The organism is Streptomyces sp. NPDC104202 (genome assembly GCF_055584185.1).
Genome location: NZ_JBVJMN010000036.1, coordinates 49128 through 61244 on the forward strand (window position 1 = coordinate 49128; position 12117 = coordinate 61244).

Sequence of the window (12117 nt, forward strand, 5' to 3'; positions counted from 1 at the left end):
CATCATGCAACTAAGTTGCATTCGATCATCGATGAGGGGTTCGAGGCAAACGAGCCAAGTGTTACCGAGGGTCCGAATTATGCATTCCGCTTTTCCCCGATCCCTCCCCGTACGACCGGCAGCGCGTCCAGCACGATCCCGAACAGGTCCCGGTAGGCGTCCCGCACCTCCGCCTCGCTCTCCAGCTCCCGCTCGACGCGCTCGCCGTGGGCCCGGGTGATCAGCTTCCGGTCGCTGAGGGTGACCCGGCCGTCCTCGGTCAGCAGGGAGCAGATGAGCGAGCGCGGGAAGTGCGAGTCGGGCGAGGTCCGGTGGTACCAGGCCCCGGCCGTGAAGTCGGCGAGCTCGCGCGGCCTGGGCTCCAGCCGGTACTGCGGCTTGCCGTCCCTCAGGACGTCCAGGTCGCCGTCGCCGGTCTCCGCGATCCGGAAGACACCGCCCGGGTCCTCCTGGTCGGTGCGCGAGTCGAAGGCGAGCGGGAAGTGGCTGTGATCGCCGAAGCCGACGTCGGCCAGCCACCTCTCCCCGTCGGCGGTCTCCACCAGCGACGCCATGTGGTCGTACGGGATGCCGGGCCTCCCCTCCGGGCCGATGACCCGCGCCTGGAGCAGCGCCACCCGGTAGCCCAGGCCCCGGAGCAGGACGGCGAAGGTGGTGTTGACCTCGTAGCAGAAGCCGCCCCTGCGGGCGCCCACCACCTTGTCGAGCAGCGCCTTCTCGTCCAGGACGATGTCCTCGCCGAGGTGGATCGACAGGTTCTCGAACGGCACCCGCCGCAGGTGCCGCACGTGCAGCTCCCGCAGCGCCGCGGCGTCCGCCCGCGCCGGCCGCACCGCCCCGATGCGCAGCAGATAGGCGTCGACCTCGGACGACCGGGGCACATACGGCCCGGCCGGGGGCGTCGGCGCGGTGGGCGGGGTCGGGGGCGTCGGCGCGACGGGCGGGGTCGGGGGCGTCGGTGCGGTCGTCATACCGGAAGTCTGCCGGTCGGCTCTTCCTCCACGGGCATCATTTCCTCCTCCCTGACGGGAAGTTCCCGCATCCTCGGCAGCGGCGAGGGCAACAGCCACAGGACGGCGAGAACGGCGCCGGCGGTCGCGATCCACAGCGTCGGACGCAGCCCGATCGCGGAGCCGAGCAGGCCGCCGGCGAGCGCGCCGAGCGGACGGAATCCGTGGTTGAGCGTCCGGAACGCCCCCATGACCCGCGCCCGCACGGCGTCCGGTATCAGCGCCATCTGCAGGGACCCCGCGGAGATGTCCGCGAGCATCACCCCGACGCAGGAGAGGAACTCCGCCACGAACACGACGGCCACCACCAGCGGAAGCGGTCCGCCGGCCAGGGGGATCAGGAGCAGCGGCAGCGTGAACCCGAGGAAGCCGACGACGATCGAGGCCCCGACGCCGATCCTGCGGACGACCGCCCCTCCGCAGGCAGCGCCAAGCAGGCCCCCCACGGCCCCGGCCCCGAGGATCAGTCCGAGCAGGCCGGCACCGATGCCGAGTTCGGCGGTCGCGTAGAGCACGAACAGGGTGTGGAACATGTAGTTGAAGAACTGGATGGTGCCGGACGCCGCGAACAGCGCCCGCATCGAGGGCTCCCTCAGCACCCAGCGCATCCCCTCGCTGAAGTGCCCCTTGGCCACGGGGGCCGGCGGGGGCTCGACGGGCCTGATCCGGGCCAGGTACCCCGCGGACACCAGGTAGGTGAGGGCGTCCGCGACGAGGGCGAAGGGCGCGCTGAGCACCTGGACGAGGATGCCGCCGATCCCGGGACCCGCCAGCCACGCCATCGAACGGCTGCCGTTGACCAGCGCGTTCGCCTGCACGTACCCCTCGGTGGGGACGAGCGACACGAGGAGGGTCGTGTTGCAGACCTCGAAGAGAACGGTGAGGGCCCCGATGCCGAAGGCCACCGCGTACAGCTGGCCGAGCGTCAGCGCGTCCAGGGCGTAGGCCACGGGGAGCGTCAGGACCAGTGCCGCCCGGCCCACGTCGGCGGCGATCATGGCGCGTCTGCGGTGGGCCTGGCGGTCGGCCCAGGCACCGATCGGCAGGTTGAGCAGCAGGGCGGGCAGCAGTTCGGCCGTCTTGAGCCAGCCCATCGCGGCGGCGTCGGCGCCGAGGATCAGGACGGCGGCGAGCGGGATGGCGATCAGCGATATCTGGTCCCCGGCGAGGGACACCGTCTGGCCGGTCCAGTAGCGGCGGAAGGACCGCTCGCGCAGCAGGGCCGGTACACGTTCCACGAGGGCCATCTCCTTCACTCCTCTTCGCTCTCGGGGACTTCCTGGTCCAGATGGGCGATCCGCAGGATGCTGACCTGCCGCGCGCCCTCGGGCCTGAGGGACGGGTCGGAGCGGCGGTCCTCGTAGGGGCGGAGCAGCGCGTCGATCCGCTCCCCGAGGCCGGTCAGCTCCTCGGGGGTGAGGTAGAGCAGGGTGTCGCCGAACTCCTCGGCCTCCCGCCACTCCCTCGGCAGCCGGTGCCGGTTCTCCATGGCCCGGGTGACCCGCTCGAAGTACCGCTCGATGACCGCCAGGCTCAGCGCGTCGGCGGCCTGCGCCACCGTCGCGTCCTCGCTGTACTCGGGCCACTCCGTGTACCGCGCCGTCGCCCTCCAGGGCTTCTCCCGCCCCCGCCCGCCCGGCGCCTCCTCCACGAGCCCGTACTTGGCGAGTATCCGCAGGTGGTACGAGCAGCTGGCCACGGACTCCCCGGTCAGCTCGGCCGCCCGGGTGGCGGTGAACGGCCCGCTGCCGCGCAGCAGCCCCACCAGGGTCATCCGCAGCGGGTGGGCGTAGGCCCGCAGGGCGCGGGGGTCGGTCAGTCGGATACTGCGGGGCTGTCCGCCCTCGGGCTCGCTGATCTCCGGCATGATGAAAAGATATCTTTAGAAAGACTCCTTTACAAGCAATCTCCACCCACGACTCCCCTGGGCAGCAGTCCCGGGCCAGCGCGCCGGCGAGCTGCTTCGGCCCACCTGGGACGCCCCCCGGTACCCGCCTCCGTCACCACCCCCTCGGCACCGCCATCAGCCCCCTCCCCGCACCCACCACCACGATCGCCCCGTCCCGGTCCGTCCGCAGGACCCGCGCACCGCCCGCCCGCAGTGCCCCCACCGTCCGGGGCGAGGGATGCCCGTACGGGTTGTCCCGGCCCGTCGACACCAGGGCGAGCCGTGGCCGCGCCGCCGCCATCAGCCCCGGGTCCTGGTGCGCGGACCCGTGGTGCGCGACCTTGAGGACGTCCACCGGCAGGAGTGCGGGGTACGCCCGCAACAGCTGCCGCTGCGACGGCGGTTCGAGGTCGCCGAGGAGCAGCAGACTCGCCCCGCCCCGGGCCCTGACGAGCAGCGCGACGCTGGCGTCGTTCGGCCCGGCGCGCGCCCCACCGGCGACAGCCGCCCTGGCGTCCGCCGGAGGCCAGAGCACCCGCCATGCCAGGGCCCCGACCCGACGCTCCTCCCCCGGCCCCGCCCTGACCAGCGGGACCCGCGCCGCGGTCGCCGTACGCCGCACGAACGCCGCCTGCGCAGGTGGCTCTTCGAGCCCCGTCGTCTGGATCGCCCCCACCGACCGCCCCCGCAGCACGCCCGGCAGTCCGGCCACGTGGTCCGCGTGGAAGTGGGTGAGCAGCAGCAACGGCACCCGCATCACGCCGAGTTCCCGCAAGCAGCGGTCGACCGCCGCCGGGTCGGGTCCCGCGTCCACCACCACCGCGGCGTCCCCGCCCGCCGCGAGCACCGTCGCGTCCCCCTGCCCCACCTGGCACATCGCGAACACCCAGTCGTGCGGCGGCCACCCGGTGGCCCACCGGGCGAGCGGCGCCGGCCGCACCACCACGACCAGCAGCAACGCGGCGAGCACCACGGCGACCGGCCCCCGGTACGGCAGCCTGCGCGCCCCGAGCACCACCAGCGCCGTGAGCAGCGCGAGGAGAAGACCACCCCACCAGCCACCGGGCCAGACCAGCTCGGCACCCGGCAACGCCGCCCCGCCACGGGCCACGCCGGCGATCCACCCGGCGGGCCACCCCGCCACCCACGCCAGCACCTCCGCACCCGACGCCCACACCGGCGCCAAGGCGAGCGTGGCGAACCCGAGCACCGTCGCCGGAGCGACCGCCAGCTCCGCGAACAGGTTCGCGGGGACGGCGACCAGGCTCACCCGGGCCGCGAACACCACCACCACCGGGGCGCACACCGCCTGCGCGGCCAGCGCCGCCCCCAGCGCCTCGGCGAGCCGGCCGGGCACCCGGCGCTCCTTCAGCGCATCGCCCCATCGCGGGCCCAGGGTCAGCAGGGACCCGGTCGCCAGGACGGAGAGCAGAAAGCCGTGACTCCGCGCGAGCCAGGGGTCGTAGAGAACCAACAGCAGGACCGCGGCCGCCAGGGCGGGGATCAGCGATCTCCGTCGGCCGGTGCCGATCGCCAGCAACGCGATGCCTCCGCAAGCGGCCGCGCGCAACACGCTCGGATCGGGCCTGCAGACGACCACGAAGGCGGTCGTCAGCGCGCCGCCCACCAGCGCGGTGAGCCGAAGCGACAGGCCGAGCCGGGGCGCGAGCCCCTTCCGCTCCACCTGGTGCGCCCGCCCGGGGCGCCCGATGAGCAGCAGCAGGACGATCGAGAGGTTGCTGCCGGACACCGCCAGCAGGTGGGTGAGGTCGACGGCCTCGAAGGCGGCCCGCAGGTCGGGGGCGATCCGGGAGGTGTCCCCGACCACCAGCCCGGGCAGCAGGGCCCGGGCGTCCGGGTCGAGCCCCTCGGTGGCCCTCCGCAGCCCTGCCCGCAGCTCTCCCGCCGTCCGCTGTGCGGCGCTGGGCGCTCCCACGATCCGCGGGGGCCCCGCCCCCTCGACCTTGAGCACCGCGGCGAACGGCTCTCCGGACCGCAGCGGCGGCGCGAGCCGGGCACCGACCCGCAGCCGGGTCGAGGGAAGCAGCCGCAGCCACTCCTCCCGCCCCTCCCCCGAGGGCACGATCAACAGGACCGGCGCCCTGGTCCGGTGCACCATGCCGTCCGACCGCTCGACCCGGGTCACCTCCCCGTCCAGAACGACCGAGACCGGCGCCATCGCGTCGCCCCGCACCCGGGGTCTCGTCAGCCGCGGGTCGGACGTCACCGTCACCTCGGCCTGCGCCCGCGCGTACTCCGCAGCGAGCACCGGCACGGGCCCGCGCCTCAAGTCCGCAGCGTGCAGCCCCGCCGACATCCCCCCGGCCGCCGCACACAGCAGGATCCCGGCACACGCCGTCCCCCGCAGCCGCCACCCCGACGAACCCCCCACCACCCGGCCGGCACCCACGCTCCCGCCCGCACGCGTGCCCCCGCCGCCGCCGACACCGGCACCAGCACCAGCACCAGCACCGGCACCGGCACCGGCCTCGGCCTCGGCCTCGATCTCGATCTCGGTCGCAGATGTCCCACCCGACCTCCGCGCCCGCGCCGCCACCTCAACCGACACCCACACGGCCGCGGCACCCACCATGCAGACCGTCACGCCCGCCACCGTCGACCATCCCGTGGCGCCCACGGCCCAGGCGGCGGCCGCCCAGGCCGCGCCCGCGAGAGGAACGAGCCGGAGATCCAGCGGACCTTCGTCCTCCACCGGCTCCGGGTCGCGCCTCACGGCCGCACCAGCGGTTCGAGGTCGGCGAACCGTCGCTCACCGATACCGTTGACCTCCCGCAACTCCGCGACGGACCGGAATCCGCCGTGCTCGACGCGGTGGTCGACGATGTGCTGGGCGAGAACGGGTCCGACGCCGGGCAGCGTGTCGAGCTGCTCGACCGTCGCCGTGTTGAGGCTCAACGGCACGGCCGGTCCGCCCCCACCGCCGACTCCTCCGCCCGCGCCCCCACCGACGCCCACGCCGCCCGGCGGCGCTCCTGGCAGACCGACGAGCACCTGCTCCCCGTCGAAGAGGACACGGGCCCGGTTGAGCCCCGTGAGATCGGCGCCCGGACGGGCCCCGCCGGCCGCCTCCAGGGCGTCCGCCACCCGCGAGCCCGCGGGCAGCGTCAGCACCCCGGGCCTGAGCACCTTGCCGCCCACGTCGACGACCACCTGCGCCCCGGCCCCCGCGGGCCCAGCAGCCGGCCCCAGGCCGGCCCCCGTCCCCGGCCCGGCCCGCTCGGCGGGAACAGCGCGCCCCGCGGACCCTGCAGACCCCGCGAGCCCGGCAGCTCCAGCAGGCCCGCCGCCGAGCAGCCCCACCACGCCACCAGCGCCTTCACCCGCACCCTCCGCCCCGGCCCCACCACCCACGGCGCCACCCGCACCCGCACGGACAAGCTCCGGAGCCCGCACCGGCTCGGGCCTGCCCCTCCAGAAGTAGCCACCCGCCAGCCCCACGGCCACGACGAGGAGCACCGTCAGCGCGGCCAGCGTCCTCGGTTCGAGCCCGCACCTCGTCTGCACCCACACCGGCGTCCGTTCCCGGATGGCCGCCGCACACCGCGCCCACCCCCTCGTCCTCGTCCCGGACGTCGGCGACCCCCGCTCCGGCGCCGGTGGTTCCTCCGGCTCCTCCGCCTCCTGCGACGGCACCCACGGCACCCGTGCCGGGGACGCGGCCGAAGGGAGGAGAGACCACGGAGGAGGCGCTTCCCCGCCCGGCTCCCCCACGCTCAGCGACTCTTCGGTCGCCGGTGCCACATCCGGCAGTGCCCTCCCGCCCGGCGGGGCGACGCCCGGCGGGGCCGTCGAAGGGAACAGGGCCTCGCCCCGCCGCCGTGCACCGGCCCCGGGCGCCGTGGTGGCCCCCCGGCCCCGGACGTGCCTCCCGGCCCGGTCAGGGTCCGTTCCGTACGTCCTGGAGCGGCTCCGTCCGTCCGAGCCGGGGGGCCTGCCGGGGCCGCTGGTCGACGGGCCGGAGAAGGAGGCGGTGCCGGAGGCGGCCGATGCGATGCCTGTGCGAAGAGTCATGAGCGTGACGGTAGGAGTCACGACCGGACCGTGCCGGGGCCGCTCGCGTTCGGTGGACGGAGCGTCCGCTGTGGACAACTCCGTCATCCTCACGAGGAGGCGGGCGGGATCAGCGCGGAGAGACGACCACCGCGAGGAGCCCGGGGCCGGTGTGAGCGCCGATGACCGCGCCCACCTCGCTGACGTGGAGTTCCTCGACTCCCGGCACCCGCTCCCTGAGCCGGTCGGCGAGGGCGGCGGCGCGCTCGGGCGCGGAGAGGTGGTGGACGGCGATGTCGACGGCGCCGGAGCCGGCGCGCTCCACGGCGATCTCCTCGAGGCGCGCGATGGCCTTCGAGGCGGTGCGCACCTTCTCCCGCAGCTCGATGCGCCCGCCGTCGAGTTCGAGGAGCGGCTTGACCGCGAGGGCGGAGCCGAGCAGGGCCTGCGCGGTGCCGATGCGCCCGCCGCGGCGCAGGTAGTCGAGGGTGTCGACGTAGAAGTAGGCGGAGGTTCCCGCGGCGCGCTTCTCGGCGGCGGCGACGGCCTCGTCGAGCGAGCCGCCGGCCTCGGCGACCTCCGCCGCCGCGAGGGCGCAGAACCCCACCGCCATGCCCATCATGCGGGTGTCGACCACCCGTACGGGCACGGGCGCGTCCTTCGCCGCCAGGACGGCGGCGTCGTAGGTCCCCGAGACCTCGGCGGAGAGGTGGAGGGAGACGACGCCCGTGGCCCCGGCCTCGGCCGCCGCGCGGAAGGCTGCGGCGAACACCTCGGGGTTGGGGCGCGAGGTGGTGACGGGCCGCCGCTTCTGCAGGGCCTCGGCGAGGGCCACCGCCGAGACCTCGGTGCCTTCTTCGAGGGCGCGGTCGCCGATGACGACGGTCAGCGGGACCGTGGTGATCGCGTGCCGCTCCCTCGTCTGGCGTGGCAGGTAGGCCGTGGAATCGGTGACGATCGCGACATGCCGGGACATGAGCGGGAGGTTACCCGCCGCTGCCGCCGCGTGGCAGCCCGGCCCCCCTCGCCGCCCGGGTCGCGGCGTCAGGTGGTCGTCTCGGGCCGGGCGGTCTTCTCCCAGGGGTAGGCGGTCCGCCGGGGATCGGGCGCCGTGATCGCGGGCTGGTCCCCGCCGGCCGTCGGTCCGGGAGCGGCGGCCTCGCCGTGCCGCGGGGCACCGGGGGTGGCGCCCGGGGTACCCGGGGCCGCGGAGTCCGGCACGGTCCAGTGGCGCAGGGCGCCCGCCTCGACGTCGATCTGGGCGCTGAGCGTCGACAGGTCGTCCTCGGCGAACCTGACCGCCCGGTCGCGGGCCGCGCGGCGCAGGGCGTCTGCCGAGCCGGTGATCCGCTCGGTCCGTGCGGCGAGTTCGGGGAGCTGCCCGGCGACCCACGCCCGGTCGGGCTCCCGCTCCAGGCGCTTGAGGTCGCCGTCCAGTTCGAGGCCGTGGGCGCTGAGCCGGTGGAAGAGGTCGAGGGACTCCTTCAGCGAGGCGTCCTCGACGGCGCCCGCCTGCAGCGCCTCCTGGGTGGCGCGCATCGAGGTGCGCAGGGTGAGCCGCAGCCGGGCGAGCTCGCTCGCGACCCCGGCCTGGCCGAAGCTCTTGGCCCGCAGAGTGGTGTCCTCGACCGTGCGCCGGGCCTGGTCGAGGGTGCGGTCCACTCCGCGTTTGGCGGCCTTCGCGACCTTCACCGTGGCGTACACCCCGAGCGCCACGAAGGCGAAGAAGAGCAGCGCCATGATCGTGATAATCGTGGCTTCCATGTGCGCCCCTCCGGCGTCCGTCGTCATCCCCACGACTGTGGTTCTTCCACGGTAAACGGAACAGGCAGGCCGGGGGTTCCATCGGAACCCCCAACCTGCCCGTAGGGGAAACCCCTGTGTGCGTCAGCCGGCGACGATGTTGACCAGCTTCGGCGCGCGCACGATCACCTTGCGGATCTGCGCGCCGCCGAGCGCCGCGACCACGTGCGGGTCGGCCAGCGCCAGGGTCTCCAGGTCGGCGTCGGTGATCTCCGGGGAGACCTCCAGACGGGCCCTGACCTTGCCCTTGATCTGGACGACGCAGGTCACGGTCTCGTCGACGACGTAGGCCGGGTCGGCGACCGGGAAGTCCTGGTGGACGACCGAGTCGGAGTGGCCCAGGCGGCGCCACAGCTCCTCGGAGATGTGGGGCGCCAGCGGGGCGACCAGCAGGACCAGCTGCTCGGCGACCGGCCGGGAGATCGCTCCGCCCACCTTGGTCAGGTGGTTGTTCAGCTCGGTGATCTTGGCGATGGCGGTGTTGAAGCGCATGGCCGCCATGTCCTGCGAGACGCCGTCGATCGCCTTGTGCAGGGCGCGCAGGGTGTCCTCGTCGGGTGCGGCGTCGACGACGGTGACCTCGCCGGTCGACTCGTCGACGATGTTGCGCCACAGGCGCTGCAGCAGCCGGTACTGGCCGATGACCGCGCGCGTGTCCCAGGGACGCGAGACGTCCAGGGGGCCCATGGCCATCTCGTACAGGCGCAGCGTGTCGGCGCCGTACTCGGCGCAGATCTCGTCGGGCGTGACCGCGTTCTTCAGGGACTTGCCCATCTTGCCCAGGACGCGGCTGACCTTCTCGCCCTGGTACCAGAAGCCGCCGTCGCGCTCTTCGACCTCGGCCGCCGGCACGGCGATCCCGCGCGCGTCCCGGTAGACGAACGCCTGGATCATGCCCTGGTTGTACAGCTTGTGGAACGGCTCGGCCGAGGAGATGTGGCCCAGGTCGAACAGCATCTTGGACCAGAAGCGCGCGTACAGCAGGTGCAGCACGGCGTGCTCCGCGCCGCCGACGTACAGGTCGACGCCACCGGTCGGCATGCCCTCGCGCGGGCCCATCCAGTACTGCTCGACGGCCGGGTCGACCAGCTGCTCGGAGTTGCGCGGGTCCAGGTAGCGCAGCTCGTACCAGCAGGAGCCGGCCCAGTTGGGCATGGTGTTGGTCTCGCGGCGGTAGCGGCGCGGGCCGGCGCCGTCGCCCAGGTCCAGGGTGACGTCGACCCAGTCCTCGTTGCGGGACAGCGGGGTCTCGGGCCGGGTGTCGGCGTCGTCCGGGTCGAAGGTGCGCGGCGAGTAGTCCTCGACCTCGGGCAGCTCCAGCGGCAGCATCGACTCGGGCAGCGAATGGGCGACGCCGTCCTCGTCGTAGACGATCGGGAAGGGCTCGCCCCAGTACCGCTGGCGGCTGAACAGCCAGTCGCGCAGACGGAAGTTGACGGTGCCCTCGCCGATGCCGCGGTCGGCCAGCCAGGCGGTGATCTTCGCCTTGGCGTCGACGACGCCCAGGCCGTCCAGGGAGATCTCGTCGTTGGCGGAGTTGACCAGCTTGGCCTCGTAGGAGGCGAAGGCGTCGTCCCACGCGGCGGGGTCGGTGCCGCGGCCGTCGGAGGGCTCCACGACGCAGCGCATCGGCAGCTCGAAGGCGCGCGCGAAGGCGAAGTCGCGGGTGTCGTGCGCGGGGACGGCCATGATGGCGCCGGTGCCGTAGCCCATCAGGACGTAGTCGGCGATGAAGACGGGGACCTGCTCGCCGCTGACCGGGTTGGTCGCGTACGCACCGGTGAAGACGCCGGTCTTGTCCTTGGCCTCGGCCTGGCGCTCGACGTCGGACTTGGAGGCGGCCTGCTTGCGGTAGGCGTCGACGGCCTCGGACGGGGTGGCGTGTCCGCCGGTCCACACGTCGTGGGTGCCCTCGGGCCAGGTGGCCGGGACGATCTTCTCGACCAGGTCGTGCTCGGGGGCCAGGACCATGTAGGTGGCGCCGAACAGGGTGTCCTGGCGGGTGGTGAAGACGGTGATCGCGCCGGTGTCGCCGACCTGGAAGTCGACGCGGGCGCCCTCGGAGCGGCCGATCCAGTTCCGCTGCTGCAGCTTGATGGCCTCGGGCCAGTCCAGCCCGTCCAGGTCGTCCAGCAGGCGGTCCGCGTAGGCGGTGATCCGCATGTTCCACTGGCGCAGCTTGGACTTGAAGACGGGGAAGTTGCCGCGCTCGGAGCGTCCGTCGGCGGTGACCTCCTCGTTGGCCAGGACGGTGCCCAGGCCGGGGCACCAGTTGACGGGCGCCTCGGAGGCGTACGCCAGGCGGTACTCGCCCAGGACGTCGGAGCGCTCGGCGGGGGTCAGCTCGTTCCACGCGCGCGTGGAGCCGGGGATCTCACGCGTGCCGTTCTCGAACTGCTCGATCAGCTCGGCGATCGGACGGGCCTTGCGGGCCTCGTCGTCGTACCAGGAGTTGAAGATCTGCAGGAAGATCCACTGCGTCCACTTGTAGTACTCCGGGTCGATCGTGGCGAACGACCGGCGCTTGTCGTGGCCCAGGCCCAGCCGGCGCAGCTGGACCTTCATGTTCTCCATGTTGGCCTCGGTGGACACGCGCGGGTGCGTGCCGGTCTGCACGGCGTACTGCTCGGCCGGCAGGCCGAAGGCGTCGAAGCCCAGGGTGTGCAGCACGTTGTGGCCGGTCATGCGCGCGTGGCGGGCGAAGACGTCTGTCGCGATGTACCCCAGCGGGTGGCCGACGTGCAGGCCCGCACCCGAGGGGTACGGGAACATGTCCATGATGAACTTCTTGGGGCGCTCGGCGACCGCGGGGTCGCCCGCCAGGTCGCCGGTGGGGTTCGGCGCCTCGTAGGTGCCCTCGGCGTCCCAGAAGTCCTGCCAGCGTGCCTCGATGTCGGCGGCCATGGCTGCCGTGTAGCGATGCGGGGCCGCCGTCTCGGCGGCCGTATTGATCTCGGTCATGGTCCTTGAAGCTCCATCGATCGTCTCTGCCCACGGCCACTGACTGCCGAAATGAAAAATCCCCTCGCACAGGAGGGGATGCCGCGCCGACTCCGACAGATGTCCGTCATCCGTCGGGACTGGTCAGCGCGGCTCGGTAAGCAGGAGGCGTACGGCACGCATGGCGCCAGGGTACCGCAGGGGCCGACGGGGCCGCACCGGCGTTCCGGGGCCGGAGACGGGGCGAACACGAGGACGGACACCGTGCGGAGGGCGAGACCGGAGGCGGGGCGGACACGAAGAAGCGGGCCACCCGATCCGGGTGGCCCGCTTTCTTTTCTGTGGAGCTAAGGAGAATTGAACTCCTGACCTCCTGCATGCCATGCAGGCGCTCTACCAACTGAGCTATAGCCCCTTGCTGTTTTCCGTCTCCGTTTTGGTTTCCCTCGCGGCGACAGACAGAAC

Annotated in this window: 8 protein-coding genes and 1 tRNA gene; all 9 read right to left on the bottom strand. The window is 73.4% G+C overall.

Annotation, left to right across the window (positions count from 1 at the left end):
- Positions 1–77: 77 nt before the first annotated feature.
- The 9 genes from ACZ60W_RS22715 to ACZ60W_RS22755 all read right to left on the bottom strand — a co-directional run bounded on the left by ACZ60W_RS22715 (position 78) and on the right by ACZ60W_RS22755 (position 12067).
- Positions 78–971 carry an arylamine N-acetyltransferase family protein gene (locus ACZ60W_RS22715; RefSeq protein ID WP_469757166.1) on the bottom strand — a complete coding sequence of 298 codons (894 nt, stop codon included), beginning with the start codon at positions 969–971 and terminating at the stop codon, positions 78–80.
- Entirely contained in the window at positions 968–2257 is a 1290-nt protein-coding gene (locus ACZ60W_RS22720) for an MFS transporter (RefSeq protein ID WP_469757167.1), read from the bottom strand. Before ACZ60W_RS22720 ends, ACZ60W_RS22715 begins: the two co-directional genes overlap by 4 nt.
- A 5-nt stretch (positions 2258–2262) precedes the next feature.
- Complete coding sequence (locus ACZ60W_RS22725) at positions 2263–2877, bottom strand: winged helix-turn-helix domain-containing protein (protein ID WP_469757168.1); 615 nt, start codon at positions 2875–2877, stop codon at positions 2263–2265.
- A 133-nt stretch (positions 2878–3010) separates the two neighbouring features.
- Positions 3011–5632, bottom strand: coding sequence for a ComEC/Rec2 family competence protein (locus ACZ60W_RS22730; protein WP_469757169.1), 2622 nt, complete (start codon positions 5630–5632; stop codon positions 3011–3013).
- Positions 5629–6069, bottom strand: coding sequence for a ComEA family DNA-binding protein (locus tag ACZ60W_RS22735; RefSeq protein ID WP_469757170.1), 441 nt, complete (start codon positions 6067–6069; stop codon positions 5629–5631). Before ACZ60W_RS22735 ends, ACZ60W_RS22730 begins: the two co-directional genes overlap by 4 nt.
- 970 nt (positions 6070–7039) lie before the next feature.
- Entirely contained in the window at positions 7040–7885 is an 846-nt protein-coding gene (locus ACZ60W_RS22740; protein WP_469757171.1) for a DegV family protein, read from the bottom strand.
- A gap of 68 nt (positions 7886–7953) precedes the next feature.
- On the bottom strand, positions 7954–8673 hold the full coding sequence (locus ACZ60W_RS22745) for a hypothetical protein (protein WP_469757172.1): 720 nt from the start codon (positions 8671–8673) through the stop codon (positions 7954–7956).
- 123 nt (positions 8674–8796) lie between these two features.
- Positions 8797–11673 (bottom strand): leucine--tRNA ligase, encoded by a 2877-nt coding sequence (gene leuS, locus ACZ60W_RS22750; RefSeq protein WP_469757173.1) that lies wholly within the window; start codon positions 11671–11673, stop codon positions 8797–8799.
- 321 nt (positions 11674–11994) lie between these two features.
- A tRNA-Ala gene (locus ACZ60W_RS22755) sits at positions 11995–12067 on the bottom strand.
- Positions 12068–12117: the final 50 nt, after the last annotated feature.